We start from the raw sequence: 17,505 nt of genomic DNA, 5'->3' as shown, positions 1-17,505 counted from the left end.
CCTTACCTCAGTGCCGCGGCTCGGAGATGAGGACCTGCTGAAGAGCCTCGAACTCCTCGACGCACTTGCCGGCGCCCATCGCCACCGAGTGCAGGGGGTTGTCGGTGATGTGGATCGGCATCCCGGTCTCGTGGCGGAGCCGCTCGTCGAGCCCGCGGAGCAGCGCCCCTCCCCCGGTCAACACGATCCCCCGGTCCATGATGTCGCCGGACAGTTCGGGGGGGCACTTGTCGAGCGTCGTCTTCACCGCGTCGATGATCGCGTTGACCGGCTCCTCGATCGCCTTTCGGATCTCCTCCGAGCTCACGACGATCGTCTTCGGCAGGCCGGAGACGAGGTCCCGGCCGCGGATCTCGGCGTGCGGCTCGTCCGGAGCCGGGAACGCCGAGCCGATCGCCATCTTGATCTCCTCCGCGGTGCGCTCGCCGAGCATCAGCGAGTACTCCTTCTTCACGTAGGAGATGATCGAGGAGTCCAGCTCGTCGCCGCCGGTGCGGATCGACTGGCTGGTGACGATGCCGCCGAGGGAGATCACCGCTACCTCGGTCGTGCCGCCGCCGATGTCGACGACCATGTTGCCGGTCGGCTCGTGGACCGGCAGCCCGGCGCCGATCGCCGCGGCCATCGGCTCCTCGATGATGAAGACCTTGCGCGCACCCGCCTGGTAGCCGGCGTCCTTGACCGCGCGCTGCTCGACGCCGGTGATCCCGGACGGCACGCAGACCACGATCCGGGGCTTGGCGAAGTGCCGGCGGCGGTGCACCTTCTGGATGAAGTAGCGCAGCATCCGCTCGGTCGTCTCGAAGTCGGCGATGACGCCGTCCTTGAGCGGTCGGATGGCGACGATGTTGCCGGGGGTCCGGCCGATCATCCGTTTGGCCTCGGTGCCGACGGCGAGGATGCCGCTGGTGTTCGTGTTGATCGCCACCACCGAGGGCTCGTTGAGGACGATGCCCTTGCCACGCACGTAGACGAGCGTGTTGGCGGTGCCCAGGTCGACGGCCATGTCACGGCCGAGGAACGCGAGATTGTTCGACATGATCGGTGAGGAAGCCTTCCGGTTCGCACGTGATTGTGCCGGCTCACCCGGCACCGGAGCGGGCGGGAAACGGTCGCGGTGCCCCGATGCTAACCCCTCAACCCGGTGTGTTCCGAATCGGGCGGGGCGGGCCGGTTCAGCCCAGCGCGGGGAAGAACAGGGCGATCTCCCGGGCCGCGGACTCCGGCGAATCCGAGCCGTGGACCAGGTTCTGCCCGATTTCCAGCGCGTAGTCGCCGCGCAGGGAACCCGGGGGGGCGGCGACCGGGTCGGTGACGCCCATCATGGTGCGGACCGCCTCGACCGCCCGCGGGCCTTCGACGACGACGGCGACCAGGGGCCCGCCGGTGATGAACTCGACGAGCTCGCCGAAGAACGGGCGTTCGGCGTGCTCGGCGTAGTGCTGCTCGGCGGTGGCCCGGTCCAGGGTGCGCAGCTGCACGGCCAGGAGCGCCAGGCCCTTGCGCTCCAGCCGGCCGACGACCTCCCCGACGAGGCCGCGCCGGACGCCGTCCGGTTTCACGAGGACGAGGGTGCGCTGCGCGCTCAAGGGGAGGCCTTTCTCACGGGGGTGGGGGCGCCAGCGTAGCCGGGGCGACCGGCAGCTCGCGGCGCAGCCGGAGGTAGCCGAGCCACAGGGCGCCGAAGACCACCCCCAGCGGGTACAGCGGCCAGACGAGCGCCCCGGCGGCGACGACGAGCACCTGCACGAGCAGGCCGAGCGGGGCGCCGACCCGGCGGCGGAGCAACCCGGACCCGACGACGCACAACGCCACCAGCCCGAGCAGCGCCACCGTGCCGGGCACCCGAGACCCGTGGTGCAGCCCGGCGTAGCCGAGCAGCGCGAGGAGCAGGACGAGGGCCTCCAGCAGCAGGGTCGCCGCGGCGATCGCCCGCAGCCCGCGGCCCGGGTCCCGGCCGCCCTGGCTCACCGGCGGCCGCCGGCCGGGCGGAGCAGCGTGCGGGCCTCGCCGGCGGTGATGACCGAGCCGGTGACCACGATGCCGGTCCCGCCCGGATCGGGCGACTCGTCCGCGATCCGCGCCGCGGCGTCCAGCGCCGCGTCGAGGCGGTCGACGACGACCACCGGCTTCGGGTCGAAGACCTCCCGGGCGATCCCGGCGAGGTCCCCGGCGGGCAGCGCGCGCGGCGAGGAGTTGCGGGTGAGGACGAGCGCGTCGAGGACCGGCTCCAGCGCCTCGAGCAGCCCGCGGGCGTCCTTGTCGGCGAGCACCGCCAGCACCCCGACCAGCCGGGCGAAGCCGAACGCCTCGGCGAGCGCCCGGGCGAGGGCCCGCGCCCCAGCCGGGTTGTGCGCCCCGTCGATGAGCACGGTCGGGGAACGGCGGACCACCTCGAGGCGCCCCGGCGAGTCCGCCCGGGCGAACCCGGACCGGACCAGGTCGGGGTCGAGCGCGCGGCCGAGGAACGACTCCACCGCGACCAGCGCGCAGGCGGCGTTCGCGGCCTGGTGCGCGCCGTGCAGCGGCAGGTAGATCTCCGGGTACTCCCCGGCCGCCCCGCGCAGGTCGAACAGCTGGCCGCCGAGCGCGATCGAACGCCGGGTGATCGCGAAGTCCAGGCCCGCGCGCAGGGGCACGGCCCCGACCTCCGCCGCCCTCTTCAGCACAACGACGGCCACCGACTCCTCCTGATCCCCGAGCACTACCGTGGCGCCCGGCTTGACGATCCCGGCCTTCTCGGCAGCGATCGCGGAGACGGTGGATCCGAGCAGGCGCGTGTGGTCGAGGTCGATCGACGTGAGCACCGCCACCGCGGCGTCGGCGACGTTCGTCGCGTCCCAGCGACCGCCGAGGCCCACCTCGATGACGCCGGCGTCGATCGGGGCGTCGGCGAACGCGGCGAAGGCCATCGCGGTGAGCACCTCGAAGAACGACAGCGGGTAGGGCTGGTCGTGGTCGACGACGTCGAGGTAGGGGGCGATCTCGGCGTAGCGGGCGGCGAAGGCGCCCGGGTCCAGCGGCACCCCGTCGAGGCAGATCCGCTCGGTGATCGACTGGAGGTGCGGGCTGGTGTAGCGCCCGGTCCGCAGCCCGTGCTCCCGCAGCAGGGCGTCGACCATCCGCGCGGTGGACGTCTTGCCGTTCGTGCCGGTGATGTGCACCAGCGGGAAGGCCCGCTGCGGCTGCCCGAGCAGGTCCACCAGAGCGCCGATCCGGTCGAGGCTGGGCTCGATCGTCGACTCGGGCCAGCGCCGGGCCAGCGCGAGCTCCACCCCGACCAGCGGGTCGCCGGGATCGCCCTGGCCGGAAAACACCCGATGAGCGTAATCGGGCGGCTCCTAGGATCGAGCCCCATGGGATCCCCGCAGCCGCCCGACCGGCCGACCCTCGACGGCTTGGAGGATCGCTGGACCCAGGCCTGGGAGGAGCGGGGAACCTTCCGGTTCGACCGGACGGCGAGCCGGGATCGGGTCTACTCGATCGACACGCCGCCGATCACGGCGAGCGGGTCGCTGCACATCGGGCACGTGTTCTCCTACACCCACACCGACCTGATCGCCCGCTACCAGCGGATGCGCGGCCGCGAGGTCTTCTACCCGATGGGCTGGGACGACAACGGGCTGCCGACCGAGCGGCGGGTGCAGAACTTCTTCGGGGTCCGCTGCGACCCTTCGCTGCCCTACGACCCGGCGTTCGCGCCGCCGGAGGCACCCGGGAAGGAGCAGCTGCCGATCTCCCGGCGCAACTTCGTGGAGCTGTGCCTGCGGCTGGTGACCGAGGACGAGGCCGCGTTCGCGGCGGTGTGGCGGCGGCTCGGCCTGTCGGTGGACTGGGCCGACCCGTACCAGACGATCGGATCACGCTGCCGGGCGGTGTCCCAGCGCGCCTTCCTGCACAACCTGGCCCGGGGGGAGGCCTACCAGGCCGAGGCGCCGACGCTGTGGGACATCACGTTCCGCACCGCGGTCGCCCAGGCCGAGCTCGAGGACCGGGAGCGCCCCGGGGCCTACCACCGGCTGGCGTTCGCCCGCACCGACGGCGCCGGCGCGCTCGAGGTGGACACCACCCGCCCCGAACTGCTGCCGGCCTGCGTGGCGGTGGTCACCCACCCCGACGACCCGCGGTACCGCGACCTGGTCGGCGCCACGGTGCGGACCCCGGTGTTCGGGGTGGAGGTCCCGGTGGTCAGCCACCGCCTCGCCGACCCGGAGAAGGGCACCGGCGCCGCGATGATCTGCACCTTCGGCGACCTCACCGACGTGACCTGGTGGCGGGAGCTCGACCTGCCGACCCGGCCGGTCGTCGGCCGCGACGGCCGGCTGCTCCCCGACCCGCCCGACGGGGTCGACCCGGCCGCCTACGCCGTGCTGGCCGGGCAGACCGTGCACGCGGCCCGGGGCCTGGTGGTCGAGGCGGCCCGCACGGCGGGGGCGCTGATCGGGGAGCCGCGCCCGATCACCCACCAGGTGAAGTTCTTCGAGAAGGGGGACCGGCCGCTGGAGATCGTCACCACCCGCCAGTGGTACTTCCGCAACGGCGGGCGCGATCTCGACCTGCGCGCGGCGCTGCTCGCCCGGGGCCGTGAGCTGAGCTGGCACCCCGAGCACATGAGGGCTCGTTATGAAAACTGGGTGGAGGGCCTGACCGGGGACTGGCTGGTCAGCCGGCAGCGGTTCTTCGGGGTGCCGATCCCGGTGTGGTACCGGCTCGACGGCGACGGGAACCCGGTGCACGCCGAGCCCATCCCGGCGGACGCCGAGGCCCTGCCGGTGGACCCGGCGAGCGCGGCGCCGCCCGGGTTCCGCGAGGAGCAGCGGGGCCGGCCGGGCGGGTTCGTCGGCGACCCCGACGTGATGGACACCTGGGCGACGTCCTCGCTGTCCCCGCAGATCGCCGGGGGTTGGTCCGACGACGACGAGCTGTTCCGGCTGGTGTTCCCGATGGACCTGCGCCCGCAGGCGCACGACATCATCCGGACCTGGCTGTTCTCGACGATCGTGCGCTCGCACGCCGAGTTCGACTCGCTGCCGTGGCGGCACGCGGCGATCTCCGGGTGGATCCTCGACCCGGACCGCAAGAAGATGTCGAAGTCCAAAGGCAACGTCGTCACCCCGCTCGACCTGCTCGCGGAGCACGGCTCGGACGCGGTCCGGTACTGGGCGTCGAGCGCCCGGCTGGGCACCGACACGGCATTCGACGTGGGCCAGATGAAGATCGGCCGCCGGCTCGCGATCAAACTGCTGAACGCCAGCAAGTTCGTCCTCGGGCTGGGGATCGCCGACCCCGGCGCCGCCGTCACCGAGCCCCTGGACCAGGCGCTGCTCGCCGGGCTGGCCGACGTCGTGGAGCGGGCCACCCGGGCCTTCGACGACTACGACCACACCCGGGCGCTGGAGGCGACCGAGACCTTCTTCTGGACGTTCTGCGACGACTACGTGGAGCTGGTGAAGGAACGGGCCTACGGCGGCCGCGGCGAGGCCGCCGCCGCCTCGGCACAGGGCGCCCTCGCGACCACCCTGTCCGTGCTGCTCCGGCTGTTCGCGCCGTTCCTGCCGTTCGTGACCGAGGAGGTGTGGTCGTGGTGGCAGGACGGTTCCGTGCACCGGAGCGCGTGGCCCGCGGCGGCGGCGTTGCGGGCGATGGGCGGAGCCGCCGACCCGGCACTGCTCGAAGCGACCGGGGTGGCCCTGTCCGCGGTCCGGCGGGCCAAGTCGGAGGCCTCGGTCTCGCTGCGGACCGACGTCGCCACCGCCACCGTGCGCGGGCCGGCCGGCGAGGTGGCCCTGGTGGAGCTCGCGGCCGAGGACCTGCGCAGCGCGGGCCGGATCGCGGAGCTGTCGTTCCGCCCGGACGCCGAGGCGGTGCTGCTGGTCGAGGTGGCGCTGTGAGTGCGACGAAGGCGCGTCGTTAAGCCGACTTCTCCCGACGCTCCCGCTTGGCCGGCGCTTCGCGCGGGACCAGGGTCGGGTTGACGTGCTTGAGCACGACCTCGCCGTTGATGACGACGCGGGCCACGTCCTTGCGGCTCGGGATGTCGTACATCACCGAGAGCAGGACCTCTTCCATGATCGCCCGCAGCCCGCGGGCGCCGGTCCCGCGCAGGATCGCCTGGTCGGCGATCGCCTCGAGCGCGTCCTCGCTGAACTCGAGCTCCACCCCGTCGAGCTCGAAGAGCCGGCTGTACTGGCGGACCAGCGCGTTGCGCGGCTCGGTGAGGATCCGGATCAACGAGGCCCGGTCCAGGTTGTGCACGCTGGTGATCACCGGGAGGCGGCCGACGAACTCCGGGATCATGCCGTACTTGAGCAGGTCTTCGGGCATCACCTCGCCGAAGACGTTCTCCGAGTCGACCTGGTGCTTGGAGTGCAGGACCGCGCCGAAGCCGATCGCCTTCTTGCCGATCCGCGACTCGATGATCTTGTCGAGGCCGGCGAATGCGCCGCCACAGATGAACAGGACGTTCGTCGTGTCGATCTGGATGAACTCCTGGTGCGGATGCTTGCGGCCGCCCTGCGGCGGGACCGATGCGGTCGTCCCCTCGAGGATCTTCAGCAGGGCCTGCTGGACCCCCTCGCCGGAGACGTCGCGGGTGATCGACGGGTTCTCCGACTTGCGGGCGATCTTGTCGACCTCGTCGATGTAGATGATGCCGGTCTCGGCCTTCTTGACGTCGTAGTCCGCGGCCTGGATCAGCTTGAGCAGGATGTTCTCCACGTCCTCGCCGACGTAGCCGGCTTCGGTGAGCGCGGTCGCGTCGGCGATCGCGAACGGGACGTTGAGCATCCGGGCCAGCGTCTGGGCGAGCAGCGTCTTGCCGCAGCCGGTCGGGCCGAGCAGCAGGATGTTCGACTTGCCGACCTCGACCGGGTCCTTCTCGGCCGCGCCGGCCTGCACCCGCTTGTAGTGGTTGTAGACCGCGACCGACAGGCGCTTCTTCGCGGAGTCCTGGCCGACGACGTAGGAGTCGAGGAACTCGAAGATCTCCTTGGGCTTGGGCAGCTCGTCGAACTTCAGGTCCGAAGCCTCGGAGAGCTCCTCCTCGATGATCTCGTTGCACAGGTCGATGCACTCGTCGCAGATGTAGACGCCCGGGCCGGCGATGAGCTTTTTGACCTGCTTCTGGGATTTCCCGCAGAAGGAGCACTTCAGCAGGTCGCCGCCGTCGCCGATGCGTGCCACCCGGACATTCTCCTCACTGGTGCAGGTCGATACTGGTGCAGGTCGATCCCTAGACGATGACGGTAGCGCCTCCGGCCCCCGTAGGGGTCCGTGTCGCCCCCTTTCGGCGGAAGATCACCCGGCTGACCGATCGGTCAGGCGGGCACCCCGGACAGCTTTCGGGTGGTGATGACCTCGTCGATCAGGCCGTACTCCAGCGCCTCCGCGGCGGTGAGGATCTTGTCCCGCTCAATGTCCTGGCGAACCTGCTCCTGGGTCTGCCCGCTGTGGCGGGCCAGCATCTCCTCGAGCAGGGAGCGCATCCGCAGAATCTCCCGGGCCTGGATCTCGATGTCGCTGCCGGAGCCGCTGCCCTCGCTATAGGGCTGATGGATGAGGATCCGGGCGTGTTCGAGGGCAAAGCGCTTGCCCTTGGCGCCGGTGGCCAGGATGACCGCCGCCGCCGACGCCGCCTGGCCCATGCAGATCGTCTGGATGTCGGGCCGGATAAACCGCATCGTGTCGTAGATCGCGGTGAGCGCGGTGAACGAGCCGCCCGGGGAGTTGATGTAGATGTGGATGTCCCGGTCCGGATCCTGGGACTCCAGCAGCAGCAGCTGGGCCATAATGTCGTTCGCGACGGTGTCGTCGATCGGCATGCCGAGGAAGACTATGCGTTCCTTGAACAGGTAGCTGTAGACGTCCCAGCCCCGCTCACCGCGGCTCGTCTGCTCGACTATCTGCGGCAGGACGTAGCGATTCATCGGGGAGTTCACGACACCGCCCCTTTCGAGGGGACCTGGTTGGCACGAGTGACGACATGGTCGATGAAGCCGTAGTCGCGGGCCTCCTCCGCGGTGAACCACCGGTCCCGGTCGGAGTCCTTCTCGATCTGCTCGACGGTCTGGCCGGTGTGCGCCGCGATCCGATCCTGCATCATCCGCTTGGTGTGGATCATCTGCTCGGCCTGGATCGCGATATCGGACGCGGTGCCGCCGATGCCGCCGGAGGGCTGGTGCATCATGATCCGCGCGTGCGGGAGCGCGTAGCGCTTGCCGTTGGCGCCGGCGCAGAGCAGGAACTGCCCCATCGAGGCGGCCAGGCCGAGCCCGACGGTGGCCACGTCGTTCTCGATGTACTGCATCGTGTCGTAGATCGCCATCCCGGCGGTGATGACGCCGCCCGGCGAGTTGATGTAGAGGAAAATGTCGCGGCTCGGGTCCTCCGCGGCGAGCAGCAGCAGTTGCGCGCAGATCGCGTTCGCCACCGGGTCGTCGACCGCGCTGCCCAGGAAGATGATCCGCTCCCGGAGCAGCCGTTCGAAAACCTGGTCGGACAGGTTCATCCCGGAGGAGGCGACCCGCGCCTGCTCCGGCGAGGGTGCGTGCGCAGTCCACGAGGTCATTGGACGACCCTAACCCCGAGGTCCGGGCGCCGGGCGGCCGGAAACCGCCGTTTCGCTCAGGGCGTGACCGGGCTGGTGGCCGGGCTGGTGGCCGGGCTGGTGTCCGGGCTGGTGGCCGGGCTGGTGGCCGGGCTGGCGGCCTGGCTCGCCAGCTCGTCGAGGTCGATCTCCCGACCCTCGGTGTCGGTGATCTTGGCGTGCTCGAGGACGAAGGCGAGCGCCTTGGCGCGCAGCGTCTCGGACATGAGCACCGGCAGCTGGCCCTGGCCGACCAGCTCCCGGGCGTATTCGTCCGCCGAGATCCCCATCCGCGCGGCTCGGCGGATCAGCTGGTCAGTGAGCTCGGCCTCGGACACCGACAGGTCCTCGCGGCGGGCCACCTCGTCGAGGACGAGCTGGGTCTTGATCGCCACCCGCGACGAGGTGTCGAGCTCGGCGTCGAACTCCTCGCTGGTGCGGCCGTCGGCGGCGAGGTACTCGGCCATCGACAGTCCCGCCGACTCGAGCCGCCGGTCGACGCTGCTTCGGCGGATCTCGACCTCGTCGGTGAGCACGTGCTCGGGAATCGGCACCTCGACCAGGCCGAGCAGCTTCTCCAGGACGAGGTCCCGGGCCTGGATCCCCTGCTGGAGCCGCCTGACCCTGCCCACCCGGGCCCGGACGTCCTCCCGGAGCTCGGCGAGCGTGTCGAACTCGCTGGCGGTCCGGGCGAAGTCGTCGTCTAGCTCGGGTAGCTGCTTCTCCTTTACCGAGCGCACGGTGGCGGTGACCTCGGCGGCCTCGGCGTCGCGCAGCTTGGTCTCGAACCGCGCCTCGCCGCCCGCCGCGAGACCGGTGACCGCGGCGTCGAGACCGTCCATCAACCCGCCGCCACCGACCTCATAGGAAAGGCCGGTCGCGCTGGCGTCCTCGACCGGCTCGCCGCCGGCCACGGTGGCGAGGTCGAGCAGCACGTAGTCACCGGTCCCGGCCGGACGCTCGACGGTGCTCAGCGTGGCGAACCGCTCGCGCATCGAACCGAGCTGCTCGTCCACCTCGGCGTCGGCCGGTTCGGCGGGGTCGATCACGACGTCGAGGCCGTCGTAGGACGGCAGTTCGAGGACGGGCCGGACATCGACCTCGGCGGTGAAGACGAGCTGCGCCCCGTCGGCGAACTCGGTGACCGCCACCTCGGGGTGACCAAGGGCGCGCACGTCGTTGGCGCGCACCGCGTCGCCGTAGAAGTGCGGCAGGGCCTCGTTGACCGCCTCCTCCAGCACCGCCGCGCGGCCGACCTGCCGGTCGATGAGCTGCTGGGGGACCTTGCCGGGGCGGAAGCCCTTGAGCCGGACCTGCTGTCCGATCTTCTTGTAGGCGGCGTTGACCGCCGGCCGGAGCTCGTCGAAGGGCACCTCGACGGTGAGCTTGACCCTGGTGGGTCCCAGCGTTTCGACGGCGCTCTTCACGGCGCTGGCACACTCCTCGTAGCCGGTGCGGCGCCGCCGCCGGATCGCAGCCGCGCACGGTCGGGGCGGGGAGACTCGAACTCCCGATCTCCTGCACCCAAAGCAGGCGCGCTAGCCACTACGCTACGCCCCGCGACGCATGCGGCAGTCTAGAGGACGTCGTCGCAGCGCCCTGGAGGTCGGGGCGTGAAAGGCCGTGCGGGCGTAGCTCAATGGTAGAGCTCCAGCCTTCCAAGCTGGTGGTGCCGGTTCGATCCCGGTCGCCCGCTCTCCTTGTTTTCCCTGCATTTTCCTTCGTCGCGGCCCTTTTCGGCTCGACGATCGTGGCTCCGCCAGTGACCACGTGGGCCCGTTCGTGACCGTAAATTGCCGCTACTTCGGTCACGCCTAGGTCACGTGATCTTGCTGGCTCCCCGGTCCGTCACGACGTTCGGCCCCTGCGGTCACCGGAGGGGGTGCGGGTCCAGTGCGCTCCTGCGTCGGTGGTGGTCCACATGCTGTGCGGGTCACCGATCCACCGGTCGACCTGCTGGTGCGAACCCGGCTGGCTCTGGCGGGCTGACCACCGTGACGCAGCGCCCACGGGGCGGACCTGGTCGTGCGCGGATCAGGGCCGCCAACCTCGGGCGGAACCTTCGAAACGTTCCGCTGGGCGTCCTCGGACGAAGGGCACAGCTGGCATCTACAGGGCCCACTTGCCGACGTCCCGTACTGATCCTCGGCGCCGCGTAACCGCGGATCCCGGGTGCCCGCGGTCCACGACGGCTACATCCTGAGACCGGCGTTCCCGAGTGCTTACGCAACCGGGAGCGCGCTGGTAGAGGAGTTACTCCGGCGGTTGAAGCACTCGGATTCGGCATCGTGGGCCGGTGGCGTCCGTGAGGCGGCGATCGGCAGTGATCAGCTCGGCTTGCAGGGCCTCGGCGAGTGCCACGTAGGCAGCGTCGTAGGCGGTCAAGTTGGCTCGCAGCTCGTACGCGCGGTGCATCAGAGGCAGCGTCGGGTAACGCTCCAGGTCCAGGTCCTCGAGATCGTCGATGGCGGAGGCGAACCGGCGCGCGGACAGGTCGCCGGCGAGCCAGCGCTTCCGCAGGACGGCCACCGTTTCGACGTCGGCTAGGTCCGGGATGGCGGCACCGGCGGCGTCGCGAAGCTCTGAGCGGGACACCTCGCCGTCGGGTCCGTCGTCCGCGACGACGTTGGCGAGCACCGACGCATCGACGACGATCAACGGCGTTCCCGCTCCTCGGCGATGTCGGCGGCGGCGGTGCGCAGCCCCACCCGACCCCCTCGACGTTTCCCGATCCGATCGAGCACATCGTCGAGGCTGGGCCGCTCAGCGAGCCGGGCCAGCTCACCGGCGAGGTACTGCTGCAGGGACTGACCCCGCTGTTCGGCGCGACGCCGCAAGGCGGAGTGCACGCCCTCTGGGACATCCCGTACCAGCACATTCGGCATGCTTACATTATGCTAGCGGTCTGGTCCGCGGGCAAGTAGGCTGTGGGTAAGCGCGGGAGCTGCCCATATCGTGCGCCCCTCCCGGCACCACGGCACAGCACGCTTGCCGGCGATTAAGGGTGCATCCAGCGCGTGTCCTGAGCGGCTGAGGTCTGAATACGAGAGCCGCTTGAAGTCACGGGCCCGAAAAGGGATCATGGTGGCGTGTCCAAACAGTCCTGGCTCTACGACGGCCGGGCGTGGCTGTGGTTTGGCCTGCTCTGTTTGCTCGCGGGCGCGGTGGCCCTTTTCCGGGGCGACGTCTTGGCTGCCTTCGCGCAGGCAGCATGGGCCGGGACCGGATTCGTCATCGGCGGCGTGAAACACCGCCGGCACGGTATGGGCTAGGCCAACTTCGGTGGGGGCGGAGCCTCCGTCATTCCTCGCTGGCCGTGGCGGTGCCGCACGGTGTGGAGTAACCGCGGCGACGGCAATGCGACGCACGGCAGCGTAGTGGCTGTGCGTCGCTGACCCTGACGCCGTGCCGAGGGCCATATCGCTCGCCTCACCGGGCGAGTCGGACAACCCTCCTGCAGGTGCTCCTGAGCGGATGCCATTGGCATCCTTGAGCCCCATGGTTAGTGATGGAACCTTCTTGGGTCGCCGGGTTGTCGGTATGGTCGTGGGCAGCTCTTTAGCGCTGATGACCGATGAGTTGAGCGATTTCGATGCTTTCGCGTTGGCGTCGGCTCCGCGGATGCGGCGGCTGGCGTTTCTTCTTACCGGCGATGAGCATCATGCCGAGGATCTCGCTCAGATCGCCCTAGCCAAGATCTACTTTTCGTGGCGCCGGCTGCAGTCGGCTGATGCCCCGGACGCGTACGCCCGCCGGGTGTTGATCAATGCGGCTTCGACGTGGCGACGCCGCCGGTGGCGAGGGGAGCTGCCGGTCGCTGTGCTGCCGGAGCTCGGCCGAGCCGAGCCTTCCGCGGAGGAGCGTGACGTGCTTGTGCGGGCGCTGCGGCAGTTGCCGGTGCGGCAGCGGGCGGTGTTGGTGCTGCGCTTCTATGAGGATCTTCCAGAGGCCCAGGTGGCCGCGATTCTCGGGGTTCCGGTGGGCACGGTGAAAAGTCAGCAGTCGCGGGGGCTGGCCCGGCTGCGGGCCCTGTTGGGTGATGAGCCGCCCGCGGACACGGTTACGGAGGCACGGGCATGAGTGCGGTCGAAGAGCGGCTCGCGGCGGCGCTGCACGCGGAAGCTGATCGCTTCCCGCAGCCGCCGGAGACCCTTCCAGGGTTGCGCCGCCGGATCCGGCGTGGCCAGCTGACCCGGGCCGTCTCCTGGCTGGCCGGGACTGCGATGGTGATCGGCGTCGCCGCGTCGGCGCCGGTATGGCTGCCCGGCGCGGCGAGGGGACCTAGCCCCGCCGGTGCCGCTCAGTCGGCGAGCAGCGTGTGGGACTGGCCGGCCGGCGGGGACTTGGCCTCGAACCGACAGTTCGTGGCAGACAACTTCTCCGGGATGACCCGGGGCGGGGCTTCGCACCTGCTGTTCGCTGGTCATGTGCCCGGTGGCAGCGCGGTGATCGGGCTGGCCGACGTCGGCGGGGAGCCGGTACTGATCAGCGGCGGCAATCCGGGTGAGGGGTCCGCCTACTACAACCCTCCGCTGGCGGGCGCGCAGGCGCTGCCGGTGTCCTTTCCGATGTTTACCGACCCAACCCATCCACTCGCCCAGCCGCTGGTTGTCCTCACCGCACCCGGGGTCACCTCGGTGGACTACCAGAGCTCCGGCCCGTGGCTACCGCTCTCGTTGCACGACGGCGTGGCCATCACCGGCTTGCCCGGTACCGACCTGAGCCGTGTGCTGGTTCGCGCCTATTCCGGGCGGAAGCTGAGCTGGGAGGGTCCGGTCATTGCCCAACCGGAGACCAGCGGCTCGCCCGGCCAGCTGTCCGGGCGCAGCCACGGAACCGCCTGGAAGACACTCGCATTCCCGATCAGCGGCGGGGTATGTCTGTTCACGTTCGTCGACGACGGCTTCATCGGCGGCTGCCACCCCGCCGGTCAGCTCGCCTACGACGCGCCCACGACCCCCAGTGCAGACACGGCCGTAACCGGGGTTGCCCCGGTGTCTGCCCGCTACGTGCTGATCAACGCTGATGGCGCTTCGTATCGAGTACCGCTTCATGCGATGCCGGGTGCCCCGACGTTGCGGATCTTCACGCTCGTCCTCCCCGGGAGCGTTCCGCTGATCGAAGTTCGCGCGTTCAACACCCAAGGCCAGCAGATCGGGTCGGGTGAAACCTCCACAATCGGGGCCACCGGCCCCCCATCGCCAGGCCCACAGTGCAGCACCGGGTCAGTCCCCGGCACGTCGACCTCGATTGCGTGCGGAAGTGTCAGCGTGAGTGGTGGGCGCTCGAGCCCTTAACCACCGCCCTCTGCGAAGGTGGTGCACTTTGGTGCTTGCAACAGTCGAACACCCTTCAAGTGCCGCTTGGGCGCGGCGTCGAGGTCCAGCACCTTCCGCACGGGTACAGGCGGTTAGCGCGCTTCCGCGCGAGTCTCGCGCAGTGCCCTCAGGCCGGCGTTACCGTCGCCGCTTCCAGTCCTGAGACGTGACGGCGAAGCCCAAGACTTCGCGGGATCGACCATTCCAGATGCTCTGTTTCCCGGTCGCCCCCTCCAACTGGAACCCCGCCCGCTGAGCAACCCTTGTCGAGGCATGGTTGTCCTCAACGACTGTTAGAAACACACGGCTGGCGTTGAGGTCGAAAAGCCAGTTCGTCAGCAGCACAACGGCCCGCGTGGCGATGCCTCGCCCTCTCGCCTTCGGGGCGAGCCAGTATCCGATCTGGGCCACGTCGCCGAGTGACCATCCGTCGATGCCGCATTGCCCGAGCGAGACGCCAGTCGCGGCGTCGGTTATGAGCAGGGAACCGGAAGGTCTGCCCAAAGCGTCGGTTGTCAGCCACGTCGATTCGCAGTCTCGAAGTTGCTCCTGTGCCTCAGCAGTGGTGAAAGGTCGAGATCGCGAGAGCGAATAGCGCCGAATTGCCGGATCCGCGGACGCCTCCAGGAGAAAGCTCGCATCTCCCGCCACCCATGGCCGCAACGTGATCACGCCGTCGGAAATGACAGGCATGTTCGTGGGCACCGGCACAGCCGCATCTTGACAGGCGTTGGCCGACTCAAGCTTCCTGCACCCGAGCTGGAAGTGCCAATACCGGACGGGTCCCCGGTTATTTCGAAGAGGGTCCGAACGGCGGTTATCGGGTGCCGTGAAAGATCATCGTCCGATCGAGAGTCCGCCCATGCAAGCTGCCGTCCGCGAGTGGACCTTCGCGTACGGCCTGGACTCGGCTCTTGACCGCGCGGGAGCCGGCGTTCTGCGCTGTCAGGCTCCGGCGAGGCCGAGGAAGACGACGACGGCTCGGCCGAGCCGCACCATGTCTTCGTCGGCGAGCTGGCCGATGCGTTCGCCAAGGCGAGCGCGCGGCACAGTGGTCAGCTTGTCGATCATCAACCGACTGGACTGTTTCAGTCCGTTGCGTTCGTCCGGGGCAACGGGAAGCCGGATCAGCGGGGCGTCGGTGGGGTCGGTGGTGAACGCGCAGACCGTGACGGACTCGGTCGCGTCGAAGTGGTCGTCCTGCACGATGACGACCGGTCGTGGCTTGCCTGGGTAGCCGCTGCCGCCGGCGGCGGTCCGGATCTCCCCGCGCCTCAATCGGCGTCCTGGCTCACGGCGTCGATGAACTGCTGATCCTCGCTGGCGTGCGGGCTCGCGGCAACCGCCTGCGATTGGCGGTGCGCTTCGGCCGCGAAGCCGGGTGCCCGCACGTCGGGGACCCAGATCTGGATCGGGCGGAGGCCTTGCTGGCGCAGTCGGTCGCGGTAGGAGAGAACGCGCTCCCGGACCGGGGAGGTGTCCTTGGTAGCCACAGCCCAACGTTACATGTAACAAGATCCTGGTGACCACCTTTACCCACGCGTCCAGAAACGGCAGCTCAGTTCGGCCGCCCGCGTCCCCCGAACCGGGCGCAGCCGGCGATCTGGCTCGGTCTGGTACTACGTTGAAACTTGAGCGCCGGCGGCCGGCCCGGCTACGCCTATGTTGGCACCTGGGCGAGCCAGCCGCTGATCAGTAGGCTCCGCCCGAACTGCTGCTTGAGATAGCGAATCGTCGCTGAGTCGGCGACGGCGACGAGCACCGCGAGGTGGCTGCCGCAGGGGCTCGCCGACAGGAGGTCCACCCGGACAACCTCGGCGGTGAGCCGGCGGCTGAGGGCCTGCACGGCTGGGGTTGATGCGCTGCCATCGCACCCTGCCGGCGGGAACGCCGGGCAGCCGCGACAGCAGGGGACCGGACACTGGCACCCCGGCGCAACCGGCGGGAGGATAGGAGTTCTCGACAAATGGCGGGCGTCATGGCCCGTCCCTCCACCCAGCGGTCGCTCACCTTCTTCCTCGCCTTGGCCAGCACCCGTTTGTCGGAGAGCATCACCGACGTGGCGAGGTCCGCCGGCGTGAGACCGGCCTCTTCGATCCTGGAGCGCAGGTCAGCCAGATGGCTGAGCTTCGATTCGGCGCCCTGCCGGCCGTCGACGTGACTCCGCAGCTCGCCTACGAGATGTGCTTCGAGGTCGTCCAGGCTGTCGGCGTAGTCAGCGACAGCAACGGCGGCGAACCACAGGTCCCAGTAGCTCCAGGACCGCCCGGCTAGCTCCGACCACGGCTCCGGTCCGAACACGGGCGGCTTCCGAGGCGTGCCGGTGGTCATCGCGTGTCGCCTGTGCGCTCGGCCCGGAAGCCCGAATCGTCGCCACGGTGGAAGAAGAGGTGGCCTCGAAGCCTGCCATCATCTTCGACGGCAGCCCACCCCCGACCGGTGGTGTGGTCACCCTCGTCGAAGCCCTCCCAAGAGAACTCCACACCGGGGTGTCCGTCACGAGGTGCGTCGCGCCAGTCGATCCCACCTTGGACCGCAATGAACCCGAGACTGCCCATGTGGTCCGGTTCGAACTCGATGAACCCCGGAGCGACGAGGTCGACGTCCTCTTGGGCCCAGAGGTCCATGTCTACGATCCGCCACCTTGCCACAAGGGGTGATGTGACTCGTCGTGACTTTCCTGCCACCGCTTCAGCCTCCCTTTCGTACAGATCAGCGACCATCAGGGACCGACGACCACACGCCACTCGCCGGATCCCATGCGAGGGCTGCTGCCGTGTCGGTGATAACGGGATCCGCGAAGGAGACAACCGCCGAGACCACCTCGGCGAGTTGATCGGGGACGCGGTCTTCTAGCTGCTGCTTTCTCCTCCGGGTTGCCCATCGCGCCTGTCCGATCTCGCCGTAGCCGTCGAGAACGCGGGCGAGAGGAAGCAGCTCGACCTGCCGGTGGCGGGCCACCTGGCGGACCGAGTCGGTGAGATCCGCTCCGATCAGTGGATGACGGCGGCTCAGAAGATAGACATCGGCGAAGTCCCTCCAGCGGGTTGTTGACCGTTCCGCGGGCCACGGCAGTGACGATCTTCCCGGCGTGCACCATCACGAGCGGATACCCTCGTGCGACGACCTCGCCGCCGAGCAGGCGGGGAAGGTGCAGCTCCTGCGGTGCGGGCGTGATCGGGTCGCCCACGTTGACGTCGACGTGGAAGTGTGGGCGGGCCGTCGCCAGCTCGGCTCGCATTGACACCCGAACGCCGCTGTAGGCGTCCTCGTCTCGGATCACCTCTGTGATCGCGCCGCCTACGTCGAACAACACGCCGTCGTCGAGGTGCTGAGCGGCAACGTCGCAGATCACCGCCCGGATGCTTTCCGGGTCGTCGTCGAGGGCCTGGGCCTGGAGATCGATGTCGCGGGTCGCACGGCGCTCGCCGAAGGCGGCCAGGAGCACGCCGCCCTTCAGGACCAGGTGTTCGGCGAAGCGCGACCCGGCCAGGCGAGCGAGGAAGGGCTCCAGGACGTAGAGCTGCAACAGCTCGTCGACTGGGCGGCGATCGCCTCGGACCTTGGCCCGTAGATCGAGGTAGGCCCGACCAGCCGGGGTGG

At 69.7% G+C, this 17,505-nt stretch carries 22 protein-coding genes and 2 tRNA genes; 7 read left to right on the top strand and 17 right to left on the bottom strand.

Going from position 1 to position 17,505, the window contains the following annotated elements; translation table 11 throughout:
* Positions 1-7: 7 nt before the first annotated feature.
* The 4 genes from VNG13_00420 to VNG13_00405 form a co-directional block, all read right to left on the bottom strand.
* Positions 8-1,039: a rod shape-determining protein gene (locus VNG13_00420; protein ID HVA58989.1), complete on the bottom strand. Its 1,032-nt coding sequence runs from the start codon at positions 1,037-1,039 to the stop codon at positions 8-10.
* Positions 1,040-1,175: 136 nt separating this feature from the next.
* The gene (ndk, locus tag VNG13_00415) at positions 1,176-1,589 is read right to left on the bottom strand and encodes a nucleoside-diphosphate kinase (protein HVA58988.1); all 414 of its coding nucleotides are present in this window, start codon (positions 1,587-1,589) and stop codon (positions 1,176-1,178) included.
* Positions 1,590-1,602: 13 nt separating this feature from the next.
* Complete coding sequence (locus VNG13_00410) at positions 1,603-1,971, bottom strand: DUF4233 domain-containing protein (protein ID HVA58987.1); 369 nt, start codon at positions 1,969-1,971, stop codon at positions 1,603-1,605.
* Entirely contained in the window at positions 1,968-3,317 is a 1,350-nt protein-coding gene (locus tag VNG13_00405; GenBank protein HVA58986.1) for a folylpolyglutamate synthase/dihydrofolate synthase family protein, read from the bottom strand. Before VNG13_00405 ends, VNG13_00410 begins: the two co-directional genes overlap by 4 nt.
* A gap of 39 nt (positions 3,318-3,356) precedes the next feature.
* On the opposite strand from VNG13_00405, the gene valS reads away from it, so the two are divergent.
* Positions 3,357-5,891 (top strand): valine--tRNA ligase, encoded by a 2,535-nt coding sequence (gene valS, locus VNG13_00400; protein HVA58985.1) that lies wholly within the window; start codon positions 3,357-3,359, stop codon positions 5,889-5,891.
* Between the two features lie 19 nt (positions 5,892-5,910).
* Here valS and clpX read toward each other — a convergent pair whose 3' ends face one another.
* The 5 genes from clpX to VNG13_00375 all read right to left on the bottom strand — a co-directional run bounded on the left by clpX (position 5,911) and on the right by VNG13_00375 (position 10,144).
* Complete coding sequence (gene clpX, locus VNG13_00395) at positions 5,911-7,182, bottom strand: ATP-dependent Clp protease ATP-binding subunit ClpX (GenBank protein ID HVA58984.1); 1,272 nt, start codon at positions 7,180-7,182, stop codon at positions 5,911-5,913.
* A gap of 134 nt (positions 7,183-7,316) precedes the next feature.
* Positions 7,317-7,925 carry an ATP-dependent Clp protease proteolytic subunit gene (locus VNG13_00390; protein ID HVA58983.1) on the bottom strand — a complete coding sequence of 203 codons (609 nt, stop codon included), beginning with the start codon at positions 7,923-7,925 and terminating at the stop codon, positions 7,317-7,319.
* 8 nt (positions 7,926-7,933) lie between these two features.
* Positions 7,934-8,566: an ATP-dependent Clp protease proteolytic subunit gene (locus VNG13_00385; GenBank protein HVA58982.1), complete on the bottom strand. Its 633-nt coding sequence runs from the start codon at positions 8,564-8,566 to the stop codon at positions 7,934-7,936.
* A 56-nt stretch (positions 8,567-8,622) separates the two neighbouring features.
* Positions 8,623-10,011 carry a trigger factor gene (gene tig, locus VNG13_00380; GenBank protein HVA58981.1) on the bottom strand — a complete coding sequence of 463 codons (1,389 nt, stop codon included), beginning with the start codon at positions 10,009-10,011 and terminating at the stop codon, positions 8,623-8,625.
* A gap of 60 nt (positions 10,012-10,071) precedes the next feature.
* A tRNA-Pro gene (locus tag VNG13_00375) sits at positions 10,072-10,144 on the bottom strand.
* Positions 10,145-10,209: 65 nt separating this feature from the next.
* Here VNG13_00375 and VNG13_00370 point away from each other — a divergent pair.
* Positions 10,210-10,280 (top strand) — tRNA-Gly (locus VNG13_00370).
* 557 nt (positions 10,281-10,837) lie between these two features.
* On the opposite strand, the gene VNG13_00365 is transcribed toward VNG13_00370, so the two are convergent.
* Together VNG13_00365 and VNG13_00360 are read right to left on the bottom strand one after the other, a co-directional pair.
* Entirely contained in the window at positions 10,838-11,242 is a 405-nt protein-coding gene (locus tag VNG13_00365; GenBank protein ID HVA58980.1) for a type II toxin-antitoxin system VapC family toxin, read from the bottom strand.
* Positions 11,239-11,469, bottom strand: a complete 231-nt coding sequence (locus VNG13_00360; GenBank protein ID HVA58979.1) for a hypothetical protein — start codon at positions 11,467-11,469, stop codon at positions 11,239-11,241. Before VNG13_00360 ends, VNG13_00365 begins: the two co-directional genes overlap by 4 nt.
* 204 nt (positions 11,470-11,673) lie before the next feature.
* Between VNG13_00360 and VNG13_00355 the strand changes: the two genes are divergently transcribed.
* From VNG13_00355 to VNG13_00345, 3 genes are all read left to right on the top strand, one after another.
* Complete coding sequence (locus VNG13_00355) at positions 11,674-11,856, top strand: hypothetical protein (GenBank protein ID HVA58978.1); 183 nt, start codon at positions 11,674-11,676, stop codon at positions 11,854-11,856.
* A 274-nt stretch (positions 11,857-12,130) separates the two neighbouring features.
* On the top strand, positions 12,131-12,664 hold the full coding sequence (locus VNG13_00350; protein HVA58977.1) for a SigE family RNA polymerase sigma factor: 534 nt from the start codon (positions 12,131-12,133) through the stop codon (positions 12,662-12,664).
* Entirely contained in the window at positions 12,661-13,881 is a 1,221-nt protein-coding gene (locus VNG13_00345; protein ID HVA58976.1) for a hypothetical protein, read from the top strand. Before VNG13_00350 ends, VNG13_00345 begins: the two co-directional genes overlap by 4 nt.
* 159 nt (positions 13,882-14,040) lie before the next feature.
* Here the strand turns inward: VNG13_00345 and VNG13_00340 are convergent, their stop codons facing one another.
* The 4 genes from VNG13_00340 to VNG13_00325 all read right to left on the bottom strand — a co-directional run bounded on the left by VNG13_00340 (position 14,041) and on the right by VNG13_00325 (position 15,748).
* Positions 14,041-14,613 carry a GNAT family protein gene (locus VNG13_00340; protein HVA58975.1) on the bottom strand — a complete coding sequence of 191 codons (573 nt, stop codon included), beginning with the start codon at positions 14,611-14,613 and terminating at the stop codon, positions 14,041-14,043.
* A gap of 234 nt (positions 14,614-14,847) precedes the next feature.
* Entirely contained in the window at positions 14,848-15,180 is a 333-nt protein-coding gene (locus VNG13_00335; protein ID HVA58974.1) for a type II toxin-antitoxin system PemK/MazF family toxin, read from the bottom strand.
* Entirely contained in the window at positions 15,177-15,395 is a 219-nt protein-coding gene (locus VNG13_00330) for an antitoxin MazE family protein (GenBank protein ID HVA58973.1), read from the bottom strand. Before VNG13_00330 ends, VNG13_00335 begins: the two co-directional genes overlap by 4 nt.
* A gap of 167 nt (positions 15,396-15,562) precedes the next feature.
* On the bottom strand, positions 15,563-15,748 hold the full coding sequence (locus tag VNG13_00325) for a hypothetical protein (protein HVA58972.1): 186 nt from the start codon (positions 15,746-15,748) through the stop codon (positions 15,563-15,565).
* Positions 15,749-16,020: 272 nt separating this feature from the next.
* On the opposite strand from VNG13_00325, the gene VNG13_00320 reads away from it, so the two are divergent.
* A complete protein-coding gene (locus VNG13_00320; protein ID HVA58971.1) occupies positions 16,021-16,176 on the top strand; it encodes a hypothetical protein in 156 nt (51 codons plus the stop codon).
* A 53-nt stretch (positions 16,177-16,229) separates the two neighbouring features.
* Here the strand turns inward: VNG13_00320 and VNG13_00315 are convergent, their stop codons facing one another.
* A complete protein-coding gene (locus VNG13_00315; protein ID HVA58970.1) occupies positions 16,230-16,625 on the bottom strand; it encodes a hypothetical protein in 396 nt (131 codons plus the stop codon).
* Complete coding sequence (locus tag VNG13_00310; protein HVA58969.1) at positions 16,625-17,350, bottom strand: nucleotidyl transferase AbiEii/AbiGii toxin family protein; 726 nt, start codon at positions 17,348-17,350, stop codon at positions 16,625-16,627. The genes VNG13_00315 and VNG13_00310 overlap by 1 nt, the downstream gene beginning before the upstream one ends.
* Between VNG13_00310 and VNG13_00305 the strand changes: the two genes are divergently transcribed.
* Complete coding sequence (locus VNG13_00305; protein ID HVA58968.1) at positions 17,231-17,476, top strand: hypothetical protein; 246 nt, start codon at positions 17,231-17,233, stop codon at positions 17,474-17,476. The genes VNG13_00310 and VNG13_00305 overlap by 120 nt on opposite strands.
* Positions 17,477-17,505 lie beyond the last annotated feature (29 nt).

Source organism: Mycobacteriales bacterium (genome assembly GCA_035533475.1).
Taxonomy (GTDB): domain Bacteria; phylum Actinomycetota; class Actinomycetes; order DATLTS01; family DATLTS01; genus DATLTS01.
This window is presented reverse-complemented; position numbering and strand designations above follow the sequence as displayed.

What these genes read in the sequence shown, in the direction of transcription:
- VNG13_00320 (HVA58971.1), top strand. Translation starts at nt 16,021, where the DNA reads ATGGCTGAGCTTCGATTCGGCGCCCTGCCGGCCGTCGACGTGACTCCG.
- valS (HVA58985.1), top strand. Translation starts at nt 3,357, where the DNA reads ATGGGATCCCCGCAGCCGCCCGACCGGCCGACCCTCGACGGCTTGGAG.
- VNG13_00420 (HVA58989.1), bottom strand. Translation starts at nt 1,039, where the DNA reads ATGTCGAACAATCTCGCGTTCCTCGGCCGTGACATGGCCGTCGACCTG.
- VNG13_00345 (HVA58976.1), top strand. Translation starts at nt 12,661, where the DNA reads ATGAGTGCGGTCGAAGAGCGGCTCGCGGCGGCGCTGCACGCGGAAGCT.
- VNG13_00315 (HVA58970.1), bottom strand. Translation starts at nt 16,625, where the DNA reads ATGGTCGCTGATCTGTACGAAAGGGAGGCTGAAGCGGTGGCAGGAAAG.
- VNG13_00390 (HVA58983.1), bottom strand. Translation starts at nt 7,925, where the DNA reads ATGAATCGCTACGTCCTGCCGCAGATAGTCGAGCAGACGAGCCGCGGT.
- VNG13_00385 (HVA58982.1), bottom strand. Translation starts at nt 8,566, where the DNA reads ATGACCTCGTGGACTGCGCACGCACCCTCGCCGGAGCAGGCGCGGGTC.
- VNG13_00360 (HVA58979.1), bottom strand. Translation starts at nt 11,469, where the DNA reads ATGCCGAATGTGCTGGTACGGGATGTCCCAGAGGGCGTGCACTCCGCC.